The following is a 17,064-nucleotide window of genomic DNA, read 5'->3' as shown; positions in this document are numbered from 1 at the left end:
CATAGCATCTTCGTGCGTGATAGAATCCCGATATGAAATACGATTTCGTGGCATTCGGGGATATCGTGATCGACGCATTTATCCGTTTGAAAGACGCCCGCGTCAATTGCGATATTAATGATGAGAACTGCATGCTCTGCGTCAAATTCGGACAGAAGATCCCGTTCGAGAGCGTCCAGGAAGTCTTCGCCGTGGGTAACGGCCCGAACGCAGCGACCGCCGCGGTGCGATTGGGCCTCGCATCGACCGTCGTCGCGAACGTCGGCAACGATCGCAATGGCGATGATTGCATCGCGACGCTTGCCAAGGAGGGAATGAATACTGAATTCATCCGCAAGCACGATGGCATTAAGACGAACTACCACTACGTCCTCCAGTACGAGGCGGAGCGCACCATCCTCGTGAAGCACGAGCAATTCCCCTACGCACTGCCGCAATTCGCAGAAGCACCGGCGTGGTTCTATCTCACCTCGCTGCCGCTTGAGACACTCGAATACCAACTGGAGATCGCGCGCTATGCGAAAGCGAACAACGTGAAGATCGCGTTCCAGCCGGGCACGTTCCAGTTGCAGCTCGGCAAGGAGAAATTGAAAGAGATCTATGAGGCTTCGGAAGTCTTCTTCTGCAACAAGGAAGAGGCACAGATGATCCTGGGCAACCAGGAACACGATGTGAAGAAGCTTCTGGAAGGCGTGAAAGCCTTGGGCCCGAAGATTCCGGTCATCACCGATGGCCGAAACGGCTCCTACATCATGCAGGACGGGAAAGCCTGGCACATCCCGATGTATCCTGATCCGGCACCGCCGATTTCGCGTACCGGCGCAGGGGATGCGACCGCCTCGACGACCGTCGCCTTCCTCATCAAGGGACTTTCCGCTCCCGAAGCCCTCATGCGCGGCATGGTGAATTCCGCCTTCGTGGTGCAGAAAGTCGGTGCACAGACCGGACTCCTCAAGCTCGACGAACTTGAAGCCGCATTCGCAAAACGACCGCCGGAATTCACACCCATGGAGATATAAACGAAGGCGCCTCACTGAGGCGCCTTTTTAGATTGGGGATCCGGCGGGACCGGAAGATCGAAGAGCATGATCTCGAAATCGTCGAAATGCAGGCCGACGTCGTGGAGTTCTTGCTGCTCCATCATGTACTTCACGAAACTGTATACATCTGCCGGCGCGTACTTCTTCGGGTCGAACGATCTCATTTCGGACTCGATAGCGCCTCCCAACGGATAGTGGGATGCATGCGCCGAGGTCGTGAACAGTATCGCGAATGCGAGGAGTGCGATCCGCATGGCTTCCTCCTTTCTCCTACCGGCACCATACCACGAAACCGCGCGAGAGCACGCAATGGTAAAATGCGTCGTTATCTATGACCGAACGGCATCGAGGATTCGATATAGGACGGCGCGACGCATCGCGGCGCATCCTTTGGATTCATGGATATACCGGTTCTCCTGACGCGTTTGCAGGAACAGCCGAGAGATTGGCACACGAACTTGATGCGCACGTGCTTGCACCGCTCCTGCCGGGACACGGCACCGAGCAGCACCACTTGCTCAATCATTCGTTCGACGAGTTCCTTTCGGCGACGCGGTATTTCGCACGCACGCTGACCGAAGGCAGTAAACCGACCGCATTCATCGGATACAGTTTCGGCGGATACATCGCAGCGCTCCTTGCCCAAGAGTTCAAACCGGATGCGCTCGCGATCGCACTCACCCCATACCGATTGCGTTTGCCGTTCCGTCTTCCGGGCATGTCGGCCATCCTTGGCATGCGTAGTTTCTGGAGGAAGTACCTGACTGCCGAGGATCTGCGCATCCGCAAAGGACTCTTCTATTATCGTGATTTCCCGGGACGCTCGCTTTCGCTGATACAGGAGGGGAATCGTCGTCTCACTTCCGCGCTGCCGGAGATCAAAAGCCCGATTCTTACCTTACATACTGCCGGCGACCCTCTGGCAGCACCGGAGAGCGGTGCGCGCATCGTGGCCGGTAACGGGAATGCCGCCGACGAATCCCATGTGCTCTCCGGCGGCCGTCACGCGCTCTTCTTCCGCCCCGAACACAAGGAAGAAGAAAGGATACTGATCGAATTCCTCAAGAAGAATCTACAAAAGAAGAACGCCGCCAGGGAATGACCTGGCGGCGCGTAGTCGTGGCATCACGATGCACAGAAGAACTGTGTCTGATCGATGGGCTGCTTCGCGATCAGCCCTTCTTTCAGGAAATCTTCCTGGATGGTTTTGAACCCACCGGGAATCCTGTTATCGAGCAGACCGCCATAACTGCGGATGAACTTGATCGCGCATCCGTAGTCTGACATTTCTGCCGGCAGGACGCTTGCAGGAGGCTTCCCGTCAGCGACGGCATCAAGGAGCTCTCGTGCAACCGCACGCGCTTCCGTGTATGTCGCACTTCCGGTCGTGCCTGAAGCTTCAGAGAGCACCCAGCCGACCTTCCGAATCGGAAACAACGAAGCTCCTCGCAAGGACTCCGCCGGATGTGCCTTCGAGAGAAGCAAGCGGGCCTTCTCGAAGATCACACACATGTTTTCCTGCTTCGGCGCAGTCAGCTTGTAGTTGAGTGCCGCGACACCGATAAGGCGCATGACGCGCTTACCGGCGACACCTTTCTCAGCTCCGTGCCACATCTCGAGCGCAAGACATACTTGATCGCTCTCATCCAGCGTCATCTTCTCCTGAACCTCTTTCGAGGTCATGATCGTTTGAAGACGCGCCACGAAGTCGACCCCGAGTATCGAACCGATCATCCACACGAGGAAGATCGACGCGATAAGGATGGCGAGCGTAGTCAGCTTGTTGACCATCAGCTATACCCTTCTGCTTGAGACTGATATAATTATACCACTTTTGTTACAAAAGTCCAGCCTATTTTACGGCTCTACTCAGCGCTTTTTTGACCGCTTCACTGATACTTCTCACTCCCATGCCGTAATGCTCGATGAGCTCTTTGGGCTCGCCTGATTGGCCAAAAGTATTCTGGACGCCGATGAATTCGATCGCCTTCGGATTGTTTTTTGCGAGAAGTTCCGCGATCGCGCTTCCTAGTCCCCCATTCACTTGATGCTCTTCGACGGTGACAACGGCCGATACGTTCTGGACTGCAGAAAGGATCGTCGCTTCGTCGAGCGGTTTGATCGTGTGGACGTTGATGACCGTCGTTTGGATTTCGTTCTCTAATTCTTTTGCTGCGAGAAGCGCGTTATGGACGAGCGGCCCCGTCGCGATGATGACAACTTTCGGTGCATCTGATTTCCAGAGAACATTCGCCTTCCCTATCTCGAATGGCGTATCAGGCGTCGTCATGATGGGTGATTTGTCACGAGCAAAGCGGAGATAGACCGGCTTACCTGCTTTTGCTGCGGCGATAGTCGCCTTACGGCCTTCTTCTGAATCGGAAGGAGAAATCACGATCATATTCGGCATGGCGCGCATGAGCGCGATGTCTTCGAGCATCTGATGCGTCGCGCCGTCAGGACCGACAGAGACGCCCGCATGCATGCCGCAGACGATAGCCGGCACATTGTTGAGCGCGATGGTGGTACGGATCTGTTCCCAGTTGCGGCCGGGAGAAAATGCCGCGTACGAAGTAAAGAACGGAATCTTGCCGTAGTTCGCCATACCTGCAGCGACCGTCGCCATATTCTGCTCGGCGACGCCTATCTCGATGAATCGCTGCGGAAATTCTTTCACGAACCATTCAGCACGGGTGGATTCGGTGAGATCGGCAGAAAGTACGACGACGCGTTCGTCGGCTTTACCCACTTCTGCCGCGCCTTTGCCGAAACCATCACGCGTCGGCGCCGTTTCGGGCGTGTCGAAGATATTTGCTGCAAGTCTTGCGTCGGGATTGAGCATACTATTGATGTTCACTAGAGACCTTTCCTTGAAGCGTACGGAGTTCGCTCAAGAATTTTGCGGCTTCTTCCTTGGATGGCGGCTTGCCGTGCCATTTGTAATCGAATTCGATTTCTTTCACGCCCTTGCCAGGGATGGTATGCGCGATGATCACCGTCGGCTTCTCGTAAATGGCTTTGGCTTCTTCGCATGCGGCGATGAATTGCGGGATGTTGTGACCATCTACTTCCAACACATGCCAGTTGAACGATTCGTATTTCTCGCGCAAAGGCTCGAGCGGCATTATGTTTTCCGTCATGCCGTCGATCTGGATATTGTTGCGGTCGATGATGGCGGTGATATTCGAGAGGCGGTTCTTCCCCGCGAACATCATCGCTTCCCAGATATTTCCCTCCTGATGTTCCCCATCGGAGAGCGCGCAATAGATGCGGTATCTCTTCCCATCCATGCGCGCGGCGTAGGCGTAGCCGGATGCCTGTGAGAGGCCGCTGCCCAGAGGGCCTGAAGTCGATTCGACACCCGGGAGCTTTTCTCGCTCAGGGTGACCTTGCAAGCGAGAGCCGAATTTGCGGAGCGTGAGACATTCTTCTAGCGGAAAATAGCCGGCATGCGCCATGGTCGCATAACGCACCGGCACGATGTGGCCGTTCGAGAGGAAGAGGCGGTCGCGCTCGTCCCATGCAGGATTCTTCGGATCGTGCGTAAGGACGTGGAAATACAGCGCCGTAAAGATGTCCGTCATACCCAAGGGTCCTGCGGTATGCCCCGAGCCTGCCGCAAGCAACATCTCGATAATGGTCTGGCGTATCGCGTTTGCTTTCGCGACGAGAGCTTGTACCTCTGAATCAGTCAGGGGTTCCATTCGATTCATTATACCCTGCTCGCTAACGGCAATTCTGAAGCGCAACGCGTGTCTTAGGGCCGACGGCACCGAATCCGGTCGTCGCCGGATCTCCCTCCATCACGATCGCTTTCGCTTTCTGCCATGCCTGTACTGCCGCTTCCGTGAGCTTGCCGAAGAAGCCCGTTGCCGAATCGGACGCGAGAAGACCTTCTGAGATGAGGAACGACTGGAGAGTGCTCACATCGGTTCCATTCATGCCGAACTGCAAGACGCGCGTGATTGCCGGACATGCGATGAGGGTCGGCTCAGGGAGCTCCTGCAGAAAACCGGTAGTCGTGGTTGCGGTAGTTGTGGCCGTTGTTGAAGCAAGAATGGCATTGATCTGCTGCTGGAGCACGGATACCTGAGCGAGCAACGCCGTGATAAGCGCCTGATTGGTGGAGGTGCCTGTCGAGGATGCGAGCGGGATGTTCGCGTAGAAGACCGGACCTACGAGCGAGGCCTGTAAGCGCTGGATGATTGCTTCCGTATCCCCAGGCGTAAGCGATTGGAGGTACGACTGGGCTACCGGCATGAAATTCAGGAGCTGCTGCTGGAGCTGGGTGCTGACCGTATTCGATTGCTGCGGGAGCAGTTGCTGGAGTTGCTGCAGGAGGCTCGCGTCGATGGTTACCTGCTGCGCCGCTACCGCTACGGGCGCGAAGAGCATGAGGATAGCAGTTATGCCGGCGGCAGCGCGTGTCATAGGGGAAATCATACCGCGTCGACCAGCTCGTGGAGACGCTTGTAAACAGCCGCCGGATCGCTCGATGAAGAAAGCGCTGAGCCGACGCAGAAGCGCGATGCTCCTGCGTGTGCCAGCTCGACGATATTGGCTTCCGAGACGCCGCCATCGACGGCGATCGTCAGCTGAGGAAAACGTTGGTGGAAATCGCGGACACGAGCGACGCTGGACGACTCAAATGTTGCGCCTTGTTGGCCTATCTGCGCGATGCACATGAGTGTGATGGAATCACATCGAGTCGCGATTTCTGCGACCGCTTCCGGAGCCGTATCCATCTTGAGCGCGAGCCCGACCTCCTGGGCACCTGCCATCTTCCACGCATCGAAGGCGGCACTGATAGTGGCCATGTCGGCAAACGCTTCGCGATGCGCGATGACGCGCGAAGCTCCTGCCTTTACGAACGCGGACCCGACTTCAAGTGGCTCAGAAACCATGAGATGCACTTCGATAAGAAGCGCATTGAGGCCTGGTATTCGTTCGCCTGCCTGCGGAAGCCAGGTCAGATTAGGTGCGAACTTCCCGTCTACTGCGTCGATATGGAGCGAGCGAGCGAATCCGCGCACCACATTCAAGCCGACCGCGAGATCGTCGAAGGAAGCAGGAACTATGGTCGGAATGATCTCCTTCATGCCCTAGCGGAAATGCTGATCTTCGATCGTCGCGATCTTCTGTATACGACGGACGTATTTCTCATCGCGTACTAACGGCGTGGCGAGGAATGTATCCACGATCCCCTTCGCCTCCTCTATGCCGACGACGTCCGCAGCAAGCGTGATGACGTTGACGCCGTCATGCGATGCGCCATGCATCGCGCCATCCTTCGAGTACGCGACGGTCGCACGGATGCCCTTCACCTTATTCGCGACGATATCCATCCCCATGCCGGAACCGCAGATGAAAATACCACGAGAGCCGGGAGCGGCAGCGACCATCTGCGCTGCGGGATAGCCGAAATCCGGATAGTCATCGGTCGGATTCTCTGTATGTGCTCCTACGTCTTCGACTTCGTGTCCCGTCGATTGCAGATGCGCCTTCAGGGCGTCTTTCAGTTTCATTCCACGATGATCGGCGGCGAGGACGATCTTCATACGCTTTTACCTGCTTCCTTCACGTGCTCGACGAGCGTGTGGGCATAGCCCGCCTCGTTGTCGTACCATGCCATTACTTTGACGAGATTGCCGCCAACGACGCGCGTTAGTGCGAGATCTGCGATTGAGCCGTATGGAAGGCCGAGAATGTCGGAAGAAACAAGCGGCTCTTCCGTTACCGCGAAGACACGCTTCCAGCGCACACTCTGTGCTGCGGCCTTGAGCGCGGCATTGACCTCTTCGACTGTCGTTGCACGCTTCGCGATGAACGTGACATCTGCCATCGATCCTGCCGGCACCGGTACGCGCACGGAGATACCGTCGAATTTATCTTTCACCTGCGGATACGCAAGCGCGGTCGCCTTTGCGGCACCGGTAGAAGCAGGGACGAGATTCTGCGCGGCAGCGCGGCCTTCACGGAGATCTTTTGCATTTGGGGCATCAACGAGCGCCTGGGATGCCGTGTATGCGTGCGTCGTATTGAGAAGTGCTTTCTCGACACCGATCACCTCGTCGAGGATGCCGATCAAGGGAGAAGCGGCGTTCGTGGTGCACGATGCGTTGGAAGTGATCTGACAGCCTTTGATCTTGTCGTCGTTGGCTCCGATGAGGACGGTCTCCGCGCCATCACCTTTTGCGGGAGCTGAGATGACGACACGTTTCGCACCCGCATCGATGTGCCCCTTGGCTTTTGCCGGATCGGTGAATACGCCGGTTGACTCCACTACGATGTCGATCTGCATATCCTTCCACGGGAGTTTCGCGAGTTCCTTCTCCTGTACGAATGCGATCGGCTTGCCGCCGACGATAAGGTTCTTCTCGTCGTGTGTCACTTCAAAGTCAGCCTTCCCGTAGACGGTGTCGTATTTAAGGAGATAGGCGAGACTTTCGATCGTACCGAGATCATTAAGCGCGACGATCTGGAAATCCCTCCCCTGTGCCCCGTCGCGGATCGCCGCACGAAGGAAGCAGCGGCCGATGCGGCCAAAACCGTTGATTGCAACTCGTGTCATACGAGCATTATATACCGTCGCTTGAGTAAACGGCTATTTCTCCACCCAGCTCGGCAGGACGTTCACCGTTGCGGTCTTAGTGAACGTCTGGCCGCCTGCTTGGCACGTGAGCGTATAGGTTACCAAGCTCTTGATCGCGGCGCTGACTTCCCCGCTCACGGGCGAATTGAGACCGTTCCAACTATCGCCATTGGTACCGGTGACCGTACAGCTTGTCATATTCTGGGAGCTCCAATGGACTTTCGTCGTCTGCCCCATGCGCACAAGCGAAGGGAGCGCTCGAAGTGAAAAGTCATTCAAGGTCGGCGTCGGCTCGGAATCGTCTGTGAGGACGGGCTCATTCTCACCGTCCAGATCTACCGTGGTGTCAGTGCCGTTTTCCGTACAGTTGAATGATATCGTTGCCCACGGCGAGCGCGCCCCATGCTCATCTTGAGCACGTGCGCGAATGGTTTTACTGCCGCCTGTCGCGAAGGTGCGGGTTACGTTGCGAGACGTGCCTGATGCAAGGTAGCCACTTGTCGGGATGGTTTCCTCGATCGCCCCATCGTTCGTCCAATCGACTTCGTAACGGATCTTGTCGCCATCCGGATCATTTGAAGTGATCGATACATCGAATGGTTGGCCAATGACACATGCTCCCGCAGCAACCGTGAGATTCGGCCGCACGGGCGGCTGAGTAGGTTCTTCCGGACCAGCGACGCCGATGATCTGGCAACCGAATGTCTTCTGCGGAACCGCAACGATATGGACAGAACCGCTATTCCGCATCGCCGTCTGGTCGACACCGCGATAATTGCGGCTTGGCGCATAGCATTGATCGTCATTTGTGTGACTGGATTCCTCATTCGTGTGTCTCCAACCTCCCCAGAAATTACCTCGCGTAGCGGCGAAGGTGTAGGTCGCGTTGTAGGTACCGACACCAGCGACGCAGGTCTTGGCATCACCTGAACCCTCTGCACAGCCCGGCATATTCGTTGTCACCCTCTTGTCAGGCTGCTCGATAGTGAGTTCGGCGTAGAGGTTCGCCTTATGTGCTCCTTTCTTGTAAAGATTATCTTCTTCGCAGCGCTTCGCCGGACTCGGTTGCGTACCATACGGAGACCACATGCCGTACGGAGAGTCATTGGAGCTTCCGCTGCCGAACCATGAAATGTCCGTATATTTGTGCGTATCAAACGAATACCGCACCCGAGTTCCTTCCGGTACGGTATCGCCGCATGACAGCTCCCGGACGACCTTGCCGGCCGTATCCACTTCTTGCACCTTCACACGATAGTGGACTGTTACCATGGCACCACTGAGCGTTCCATCGAATTTCCCTCCCGCGGTAGTGAAATCCAACTTCGGCTGTGAGCCGGTCCATTTGAGGGCGTAGGTATCTGCAGCTGCAATCACCGGTAGGGCAAGGACGATTATCATCCCGATCACATAGATCGTGACACCCTTCTTGAATGCACCTGCCATAAATTGTTATGTATCGAGACCTAAGCCGTACTTACATCGGCGGGAGCTGGGTGGTGTTCGGCGTACGGCTTACGCGACGATAGATCCAGATAGCACCGATGAGGACGATGATGCCGAGCGCGATGACCGCAAGGGATTGCATCGAGCCGAGCATACCGCTACCTGCCGCAGCGGCCGGCAAGCAGAGCGATGGATCGATCGCCTGACAGTCATAGACCAAGTTCGCTTCGTCGACGAATTGATCTCCCTGGAAGAGACGCGCTGAAATGGTGAAGTAATCGTAATTCTTCGTCGGCGTGAACGCTGATGCGACACCCATCATATCTCCGGTCACATCTCCTTTATATGTGTACTGATGGATCGGGTTACCGTCCCTATCGAGGATCGTGAGATCGAGACTGCCACCGGAGACGACAGCAGCTTCGCCTGAATTGTGCAAGCACGAGAAGAGCGTATTCATCTCCCCGGCCTTGAGCGGGAACGATGAGACACCCGGGAAGTTGATACGGGTTCGATCAACGCCTTCTCGTATGAAGCGAGCGCCGATCACCGACTGCGTATCCTTCCACTTCGCGGTACCGACGACGTAGTAGACCGGATACTTGGTATCGGTGACGGTAATCGTCGCCTGTGCGGACGAATTCGCCGGAACCGTGACGGTGCGGGATTCCTCCTGCACCACGTTCTCACGCAGGAGTCCGTCCCACTGATAGACCGTCCACTGCACCGTTACCGCCTGGGTCGTGTTGGTGGTATTGCGGAGCGTCGCTGATACGACGCCTGAAGACGTCGCGCTCACACGCGGAGGAAACGCAGCGAAGTAGTAGTCTTCACCATTGATCGTGACTCCCGCCTTATCAAACTTGACGCCGGTGGTCATTTCACCGGAGACGGTGAATGGGATGGTATTCCCCACGACGTCATCAGTGAACGAGAGTCCGAGGAGATTGAACTTTCGTGAAGAGACGAAGTATGTCGCGAGTTCGTACTCACCGGAGAGCGCATAGCTCGGGACGCGCCACTGGAACGAGATCGGGGCGCTACCCTTCGCAGGGATGACGATGTCTCCCTTTGCGAAGAACTGGTCGACGACATCAGGACCGTTGCCGTCGTTCTCGCTTCCACGCGACTTGAAGACCTTCACATAGAGCGCGCCGTCGACGATCGGATACGGATTGTCGTTTATGACGGAGCCGGAGAACGTGACCGCTGTGCCGGAAACCGTATTTGCGACCGACGGGGTCAGCTGCGCTTGCACGGAGCCGAATGTGTAGTGATCAAAGCACGAGACTGTCCCCGCAGGAGCTGGCGTTTCAGTTTCCCCGTCCAAAACCCCCTCCTCAAGCTCGAGCATTTCAGGCGGAAGCGGGTTCTCCTCGTCATACCGAACCATTTCAGCCTGAGCGAGCGCGAGGCTCGGTGACGAAAAAAGCACTGCGAGCATGAAGGAGGCGAGTAATACTACGAACGGATTGCGCGATGTGAGATTCATAAATTGCGATTGATACCTAATAAAATAAGTGCTTATTTTTCCACCCAACTCGGCAGCACATTCACGGTTGCCGTCTTGGTGAACGTCTCACCGCCAACGCGGCAGGTCAGGGTGTATGTGACGAGGCCGTTGATTGCACCACTGCCTTCACCGCCTGCGGGAGAGTTGAGCCCACTCCAGCTGTCGTCATTCGAGCCGGTAACGGTGCATGACGACATGTTCTGCGAGGACCAGTGCACCTTGGTCGTACCTCCGAGGCGCACGAGCGACGGAAGGGCACGTAACGAGAGATCGTTTACGCTTGGCGCAGGAGGAACACCGTCATTTCCGAGACCGGCAGTATCTTCGCCTGAGAGACCTGCGGTATCGGAAGAGGAAGAATGATCGCAGGTGAACGAGAATGCAGCCCACGGCGAGAGAGCGCCGTCTTCATCCTGAGCACGCACCGCGATATCCTTGCGACCAACCACGGTGTACGTACGGCTGACTGATTGCGATGAGCCCGCAGCGACATACCCGCTTGCAGGAATCGTCTGGTCCGTTGAGCCGTCATTGTTCCAATCGATCAGATAGCGGATATTTTTATTTTCAGTGTGACTTGCGGTCATAGAAATCGTATGCGGAACGTCAATGGTGCAGCGCCCACCAGCCGCAGAAACCATCGGCGTCTGCGGCCCTTCGGTCGGCGGGACTCCTTCTGCCACTTTCACCGTGAACGGGATGGATTTCGCAGGAAGCGTGACCGTGCTGCGCGGCTCGTTCGTCGCTCCACCTGAGAAATCACGGATACCGCTCAGGATACCGAGTGGTTCGCATTTATTAACGCGCGGCCATCGGCTTGCTGGCGAAGAATCGCGCGAAACATCCATATTGTAGATGCGGAGATAGTGATAGGCCTTACTCGCATTGAAATTGAAAGTAACAGTGTGCGTGCCCACGACACTTGCCGTGCAGGTAATATCGCCATCCGCGGGTGTGGTGCAGGTGCCGAGAGCGGATGCATTCTGCGCCGATTTTGCCGGAGGAACCGCATACACAGGTGAAAAGATATTCTTTCCGCTGACTTTACCCCTGAATGTCTTACCCGTCTCGTTGATGATCCTGTCCGCGGTAGCGCACACTGGTGCAGGAGGCATATTCTGAGTCCAGTACGCATACGGCGTATCGTAGACGGAGCCGCTCGTATGCCATGACATCGTCTCAGGCAGGAACTCGAACTTGAGCTTGGTTCCCTGCGGCACCGTCGAACCTGAAGCTACCACCTGGCCGGTATCAGCATTCACGACGCGGGCCTTGTATTCGACACTGCCCTGGAATGCATTGACCGTGAGGTGGTTGACATGCTTCGGTTCATCACGCATCCATTCGTCATACACCTTCGGGAAACTGACCGAAAATTTCACGCTCTGCGCCTGTGTTGCTGCTGGTATGAGCACAATGACACCAAGTACGAACGCGATCCCTTTTCGCATATAGATTATAGATTACTCGGCATGAAGCCGGATGTTAGGAGGATAGCACCTGAAATACGCTGAAATACCGGCTGTCCACAGCGCTACTGCACGATACGGGCAGCGCCGAGGTTGTAGAGCTGCTTTACCTCCGAGGCAGAAAGCGCGCGGTTATAGAGACGTACGTCGTCAAGCGAGCCATCGAAATGATATGCCCCTGGAGAAAGCACTCCGATCCTGACGGGGTCGGAGTTCGAACGCACCGTACCCAAGCCTCCCGGGTCTGAATTTGTAATTTCTACCCCGTTCAGATATATAGATGCCGTGCTTTGCGGGCCATTGTATACCGCAACCCAGTGCTCCCACACGCCGGTCTTATGTATTGAACTAATGTCGGCCGTAACTGCTGTACCCGCACTATTATCATGAACGAAATAGGCCAACGGACCACCGACATCAACAAATCCAAAATACCAGCTCGGGCTGGCGGACATTTTCGATACGATGATCTGCCACGTAGAGGGTCCCGGCATGACATCTGCCTTGGTCCATGCAGAAATCGTCATCTGAGGAATATTATTGAGAGCAGTGATATTCGTTGATGATGCATAATCATCCACACCATCGAAATTCAGAGCCTGCCCGAGCTTACCGATCGTCTTCGCACTCGATGTCGCTCCTCCGATAAAATAGGCATTATGGCCGTTACCAGACCGGTCCCTGATGGTCGTCGTGACATCTGGTCCGTCGAAAGTCCAATGTGCGACGAGTCCGTTCGCGAGCGAAGTGCCGCGCGTGAGTTCGACCGACGATGTAGTGAACTTCACCGCGCCGCTGCCGTAGAGCACGGCAACCTCCGACGCACTCAGGGCACGTGTGTAGATACGCACCTCATCAAGACGACCATCGAGCGCAAGGGTGGTGTCGCCGTAAGATCCAATGCTCACTACTCCATCCAAAGCGCTGTTATTAGCCAAGGTCTGGGGAGATCCGAGCTGTACACCATTCTTATAGAAGGTCACTGAGGTTCCGATACGAACTACCGCCAGATGATTCCATTGACCGGGAGCGAGGCCACCGTGCGCTACCTGTGCGAAGGTTCCCGCGACAGGACTGTAATACACATCAGTCTGATCGACATAAAAGAAATACCCGAGACCGTTGCCGCTATTCCCACCTCTCCCCAGCAAAACCGCGTCACCACTATCTCGAAAATCGACCCATAATGACGCCGAGTTCACCGTGCCTGCATCGATCGTAGGAATGTCGACATTATCGAGCGTGCCGTCCAGCGTGATCGCCGTGCCGCGCTTACCAGTTGCCCATGTGGCATCAGCGTCCAATGCTCCATGCTTGCCTTGCCCTGAAAAATCGGTTGCGACAGTGCCCGCGCCTTCATCGAAGCTCCAGTAGCCGACAAGCCCAAGCCTATTATGCGGTCTCGCGATTAAGAAACGCTCAATCGGAGAGTATGTAATGATTACAAGACCTCCACCACCAGCGCCGCCAACACCCAGCGTGCCGTCGCTATATCCACCTCCACCGCCCCCACCACCATACACTCCTCCAGAACCACCTGAGCCTCCAGAACTACTCCCAGCCCCCCGTCCACCTCCACCTCCACCTCCAGCGGGCCCCGCGGTCAGAGAGTTTGATGTTTGGATCCAGAGCAGGTCAACGCCGCCAGATCCACCATTTCCACCCGGATTCGTCAGACCATCTCCCCCCCCACCACCACCACCGTCTGAGCCCAGACCGCCATCCGGACTTCCGGCGGCGCCACCGCCCGCGGTAGTGCGATTATTTCCGCCCAGAGAACCATTCGCGCCCGAACCGGCTACACCCCCCGAACCACCGTTCGCACCTCCGCCTCCTCCTCCACCTGAAGCCTCAGAGGCCGCTGCTCCACCAGCAGCCCCGTCTCCATTCGGTCCGGCACTCCCGCCACCGCCACCGCCACCGGATGCAAACGATCCACTGCCGCTGCCGCCATTTCCGCCGGAATACCGTACTGAACCAACACCGTTGCTAGCCAACCCTCCCAAACCACCGGTCACTCCGTTGTTCGTTGCCACACCCCCCCCTTGAGCGCCGACCAGAACCGCAGAGCCTCCGATCGAGTCACAGTTGGAAATATTGTTGCATAGATAAGTATCTCCTCCAGCAACCCCCGCACCCCCGCCGACACCGATCTGTATAGTGATCGTCGCCCCTCGTGATAAAGATGCATTTTCGATCTTACTGTATCCCCCGCCTCCGCCGCCGCCCCCATAATTTGAAGCTGTTTGAGTAAGGCCGCCGCCGCCGCCGCCAATCACTTCAATGGAATTATTGTTATCATTCCAATCAGACGGAACGGTCCATGAGGTTCCTGAAGTCAGAAAAATAACCTTTTGAGTTGCAGCACCCACTTTGGGGGGCGCACTTATGAACGCAAGCGGCAGAGTCACTCCAATAAGAGAAAGAATCTGAATGAAAGAAAAAATTTTATTTTTCATATGAACTGCCACGTGGTGAACATTGATTGTAGCAATTCATCGAGCCGCGCGTAGGTGGAAATCTGGTAGATGTGTCCGCGGAAGACGAACCACACCTCGCGCGACGCACCACCGAATGCTTCGTTGTCACTCTTGAATGCGACACCGGTACGGCCTTCACCGATTTCGACCAGCCGCACATCGCTCACCTTCATGTCGGGAATGTCCCGCTTCACCATTTCAATAGAAAGGTGCGGGATGTCTTCCTTCAGCGGTGTCGCCAGGATCTGAATGCCGTTCCCTTGTGGATCCTGCAATACGACCGTCCTCACACCACCCTCTTCTTCAAATTCTTGCACGGCGAAGCCGTCGGGCAAGCCGAGTGAGAAGCCGAGAGTGGTATTCGTATACGTATCCTGGATCGGCGGGACGATATACGGCGCAGCTGCCGCGGCATTCATAGCCCCATTCTCCTGGAGCTTGAAATACCCCGCTACTGCGCATAGAAGCAGCACAAGAAGTATCGCCGGAATGACGTATTTCAAGCGCACACTACGCATTCTTTAATTGTATCACTGGGTGGCAACCGCCGAGTAAATGGTACCAGAGACTTCTTTGATGAAGTCCGCGAGCATGTCAAAGTCCGTTCCCTGCGTCATGACACAGAGGATATACGGCTTACCGGGCGCATAGACGATGCCGCAGTCATGGAGCTGACGAACGTCGCCGACTTCGCGCGTGCCGAACTTGTGTGCAGCCAGCGTGCCTTCGGGGAGTCCTGCCTGGATTCCCTGCGTGAAGCTGGATTTTGTGAGGATAGAGAGGATCCGTTCCGAATGTGCGCGATCGAGATAGGTGGCATTGAAGAGGATGCGGAAGAATGAGCCGAAGGTGTGCACATTGATCTGGTAGTCCTTGCCGAATTGCGGTGCGGGGATGCCGATATCCTCATACACATCGAGTACATTCTCCTCTCCGGCTATCTGCGTCAAGAGGAGCGCTGCTTCGTTGCTCGAATCCTGCAGCATGATCGCAATCAAATCTTCGAGCGAATATTCCGCCCCGCCCTCCAAACGCTTCGCCGAACCGAACGCTTGCCCCGCCTCGAAATCCTGGCCGGTACTTTCAAACACGGCTCTCGTCTGGAGGAATCCGGGACCCTCCTGATCACGGCGATAGAAGGCTATGGCGAGCGGGACTTTCAGGAGTGAGGCCGGGTAATACGGAACATCTTCGTTGATGCCGAACCACGGGCCGTTGTTGAGGTCGCGATAGTAGACGGCAGCTTCGGTCAGTTTCCCCTCACGCTTCAGCACATCCACCTTCTCCTGGATCTGCTGTTCCAGATTTATGCGCCCACCGATGGAAATCCCCTCTGGCAGCTCGGTGCATTCCAGAAGCTGATTGGTGAGACGTCCTTCATTCTCCGCATTTCGTACATCTGCGAAAAAACGTTTCGCCTCGTGAGAACCATGCGGAATAACCCAGAATCCGATAGCGATGCCGACGCCGACAAGCGCACTCGCGGTTAGCACGGCACTGACCGGAGTCTTGGTAAAAAAGCGCATGGTTTATCGGGTCACCTCGCTAAAGACGAGAGCGGAGACGTCTTTGATGAAGCTGGCAAGCTGGGCGATGTCCTTCCCCTGCGTCATGACGCAAAGAGAATACGGCGTATTCCCTGTATAGACAATACCGCAATCATGGAGCTGGTAGGTGTTCGTTTCCGCATCAAGCACTTTTTCTCCGAATTTATGCGCCACGACGACGTTCTCCGGGACACCTGCGCGTAGGCCCTGGGTGAATGACGACCGACTGAGGATTTCCAGAAGATGCTCGGAATGTGCGCGGCCGATGTACGTGGCGTTGTAGAGGATACGGAAGAATGACGCGTATGTGTGCACGTCGATGACGTATGCGTCGCTCGTGTTGGATGGCTGGATGCCGAAATCACGGTACACATCGGCAGATTTCTCTCTGCCGCCGAATTCATCGAGGATGTTCGCCGCGTCATTATCGCTCTCCTGCAACATGTACTGGATAAGCGCCTCGATGGTATACGTCTTCCCTTCTTCAAGTTGCATCCTCGGGGGGAAATTGACGTAGCTTACGCCGCGCGGCCCTTTGAATTCGATGGCTTGTTCGAGAATGCTGGGATCCTCGTCTGCCTTCGAGTAGTACCACATGGCGAGTGGCACCTTAAGGAGCGAGGCAGGCGAAAACTTCACATCCTCGCGGATACCGAACCACGGGCCGTTATTGAGATCGCGGTAATAGACAGCGGCTTCGGTGAGCGTGCCGTCCTGCTTCTTCGCATCGATCATGCGTTGTACCCTGCTCTCGAGATCACGTCGTTCTCCTACCGAGATGCTTTCCGGTAATTCGGTGCATTCGAGAAGCGGGTTCGTAAGCGTGCCGCCGCTGCGCTCGCGGATTTCTCCGATGCGCGAAACAGCGTGGCCGTGCGGTAATGCGTAGCGGACGAGATACCCCACACCGAAACCGAACACAAAAATACCCAATACAACCCACCATTTCGTCGTCGCACGGACGGACATGGCGCTAT

17 protein-coding genes are annotated in these 17,064 nt (G+C 56.0%); 2 read left to right on the top strand and 15 right to left on the bottom strand.

Going from position 1 to position 17,064, the window contains the following annotated elements; genetic code table 11:
* Positions 1-32: 32 nt before the first annotated feature.
* Positions 33-1,019, top strand: coding sequence for a carbohydrate kinase family protein (locus JNK62_02735; protein ID MBL8158422.1), 987 nt, complete (start codon positions 33-35; stop codon positions 1,017-1,019).
* Between the two features lie 11 nt (positions 1,020-1,030).
* Here the strand turns inward: JNK62_02735 and JNK62_02730 are convergent, their stop codons facing one another.
* Positions 1,031-1,294: a hypothetical protein gene (locus tag JNK62_02730; protein ID MBL8158421.1), complete on the bottom strand. Its 264-nt coding sequence runs from the start codon at positions 1,292-1,294 to the stop codon at positions 1,031-1,033.
* Between the two features lie 77 nt (positions 1,295-1,371).
* Here JNK62_02730 and JNK62_02725 point away from each other — a divergent pair, with 77 nt between their 5' ends.
* Positions 1,372-2,142, top strand: coding sequence for an alpha/beta fold hydrolase (locus JNK62_02725; GenBank protein ID MBL8158420.1), 771 nt, complete (start codon positions 1,372-1,374; stop codon positions 2,140-2,142).
* Between the two features lie 23 nt (positions 2,143-2,165).
* Here the strand turns inward: JNK62_02725 and JNK62_02720 are convergent, their stop codons facing one another.
* From JNK62_02720 to JNK62_02655, 14 genes are all read right to left on the bottom strand, one after another.
* Positions 2,166-2,831, bottom strand: coding sequence for a hypothetical protein (locus JNK62_02720; protein ID MBL8158419.1), 666 nt, complete (start codon positions 2,829-2,831; stop codon positions 2,166-2,168).
* A gap of 61 nt (positions 2,832-2,892) precedes the next feature.
* Positions 2,893-3,882, bottom strand: coding sequence for a transketolase family protein (locus JNK62_02715; GenBank protein ID MBL8158418.1), 990 nt, complete (start codon positions 3,880-3,882; stop codon positions 2,893-2,895).
* Position 3,883: 1 nt separating this feature from the next.
* A complete protein-coding gene (locus JNK62_02710; GenBank protein ID MBL8158417.1) occupies positions 3,884-4,744 on the bottom strand; it encodes a transketolase in 861 nt (286 codons plus the stop codon).
* A gap of 22 nt (positions 4,745-4,766) precedes the next feature.
* Entirely contained in the window at positions 4,767-5,471 is a 705-nt protein-coding gene (locus tag JNK62_02705) for a peptidoglycan-binding protein (GenBank protein ID MBL8158416.1), read from the bottom strand.
* A gap of 8 nt (positions 5,472-5,479) precedes the next feature.
* Positions 5,480-6,139: a hypothetical protein gene (locus JNK62_02700; GenBank protein ID MBL8158415.1), complete on the bottom strand. Its 660-nt coding sequence runs from the start codon at positions 6,137-6,139 to the stop codon at positions 5,480-5,482.
* Positions 6,140-6,142: 3 nt separating this feature from the next.
* Positions 6,143-6,598, bottom strand: a complete 456-nt coding sequence (locus JNK62_02695) for an RpiB/LacA/LacB family sugar-phosphate isomerase (GenBank protein MBL8158414.1) — start codon at positions 6,596-6,598, stop codon at positions 6,143-6,145.
* Complete coding sequence (gene gap / locus JNK62_02690; GenBank protein MBL8158413.1) at positions 6,595-7,611, bottom strand: type I glyceraldehyde-3-phosphate dehydrogenase; 1,017 nt, start codon at positions 7,609-7,611, stop codon at positions 6,595-6,597. Before gap ends, JNK62_02695 begins: the two co-directional genes overlap by 4 nt.
* Positions 7,612-7,644: 33 nt before the next feature.
* A complete protein-coding gene (locus tag JNK62_02685; GenBank protein ID MBL8158412.1) occupies positions 7,645-9,078 on the bottom strand; it encodes a hypothetical protein in 1,434 nt (477 codons plus the stop codon).
* Between the two features lie 31 nt (positions 9,079-9,109).
* Positions 9,110-10,570 carry a hypothetical protein gene (locus JNK62_02680; GenBank protein ID MBL8158411.1) on the bottom strand — a complete coding sequence of 487 codons (1,461 nt, stop codon included), beginning with the start codon at positions 10,568-10,570 and terminating at the stop codon, positions 9,110-9,112.
* Between the two features lie 32 nt (positions 10,571-10,602).
* Positions 10,603-12,042: a hypothetical protein gene (locus JNK62_02675; protein MBL8158410.1), complete on the bottom strand. Its 1,440-nt coding sequence runs from the start codon at positions 12,040-12,042 to the stop codon at positions 10,603-10,605.
* 83 nt (positions 12,043-12,125) lie between these two features.
* Complete coding sequence (locus tag JNK62_02670; protein MBL8158409.1) at positions 12,126-14,096, bottom strand: LamG domain-containing protein; 1,971 nt, start codon at positions 14,094-14,096, stop codon at positions 12,126-12,128.
* A 419-nt stretch (positions 14,097-14,515) separates the two neighbouring features.
* Complete coding sequence (locus JNK62_02665) at positions 14,516-15,058, bottom strand: hypothetical protein (protein MBL8158408.1); 543 nt, start codon at positions 15,056-15,058, stop codon at positions 14,516-14,518.
* A 12-nt stretch (positions 15,059-15,070) separates the two neighbouring features.
* On the bottom strand, positions 15,071-16,066 hold the full coding sequence (locus tag JNK62_02660; protein ID MBL8158407.1) for a serine hydrolase: 996 nt from the start codon (positions 16,064-16,066) through the stop codon (positions 15,071-15,073).
* A 3-nt stretch (positions 16,067-16,069) separates the two neighbouring features.
* A complete protein-coding gene (locus JNK62_02655) occupies positions 16,070-17,056 on the bottom strand; it encodes a serine hydrolase (GenBank protein ID MBL8158406.1) in 987 nt (328 codons plus the stop codon).
* Positions 17,057-17,064 lie beyond the last annotated feature (8 nt).

It is taken from the genome of bacterium, assembly GCA_016789445.1.
GTDB lineage: Bacteria > Patescibacteriota > Minisyncoccia > Phycocordibacterales > UBA2100 > UBA10103.
This window is presented reverse-complemented; position numbering and strand designations above follow the sequence as displayed.

Bases quoted from the DNA above. Each gene is read 5' to 3' on its own strand.
- JNK62_02665 (MBL8158408.1), bottom strand. From the start codon at position 15,058: ATGCGTAGTGTGCGCTTGAAATACGTCATTCCGGCGATACTTCTTGTG.
- JNK62_02710 (MBL8158417.1), bottom strand. From the start codon at position 4,744: ATGGAACCCCTGACTGATTCAGAGGTACAAGCTCTCGTCGCGAAAGCA.
- JNK62_02675 (MBL8158410.1), bottom strand. From the start codon at position 12,042: ATGCGAAAAGGGATCGCGTTCGTACTTGGTGTCATTGTGCTCATACCA.
- JNK62_02655 (MBL8158406.1), bottom strand. From the start codon at position 17,056: ATGTCCGTCCGTGCGACGACGAAATGGTGGGTTGTATTGGGTATTTTT.
- JNK62_02720 (MBL8158419.1), bottom strand. From the start codon at position 2,831: ATGGTCAACAAGCTGACTACGCTCGCCATCCTTATCGCGTCGATCTTC.
- JNK62_02725 (MBL8158420.1), top strand. From the start codon at position 1,372: ATGACCGAACGGCATCGAGGATTCGATATAGGACGGCGCGACGCATCG.
- JNK62_02680 (MBL8158411.1), bottom strand. From the start codon at position 10,570: ATGAATCTCACATCGCGCAATCCGTTCGTAGTATTACTCGCCTCCTTC.
- JNK62_02715 (MBL8158418.1), bottom strand. From the start codon at position 3,882: ATGCTCAATCCCGACGCAAGACTTGCAGCAAATATCTTCGACACGCCC.
- JNK62_02730 (MBL8158421.1), bottom strand. From the start codon at position 1,294: ATGCGGATCGCACTCCTCGCATTCGCGATACTGTTCACGACCTCGGCG.
- JNK62_02700 (MBL8158415.1), bottom strand. From the start codon at position 6,139: ATGAAGGAGATCATTCCGACCATAGTTCCTGCTTCCTTCGACGATCTC.
- JNK62_02705 (MBL8158416.1), bottom strand. From the start codon at position 5,471: ATGACACGCGCTGCCGCCGGCATAACTGCTATCCTCATGCTCTTCGCG.
- gap (MBL8158413.1), bottom strand. From the start codon at position 7,611: ATGACACGAGTTGCAATCAACGGTTTTGGCCGCATCGGCCGCTGCTTC.
- JNK62_02735 (MBL8158422.1), top strand. From the start codon at position 33: ATGAAATACGATTTCGTGGCATTCGGGGATATCGTGATCGACGCATTT.
- JNK62_02685 (MBL8158412.1), bottom strand. From the start codon at position 9,078: ATGGCAGGTGCATTCAAGAAGGGTGTCACGATCTATGTGATCGGGATG.
- JNK62_02660 (MBL8158407.1), bottom strand. From the start codon at position 16,066: ATGCGCTTTTTTACCAAGACTCCGGTCAGTGCCGTGCTAACCGCGAGT.
- JNK62_02695 (MBL8158414.1), bottom strand. From the start codon at position 6,598: ATGAAGATCGTCCTCGCCGCCGATCATCGTGGAATGAAACTGAAAGAC.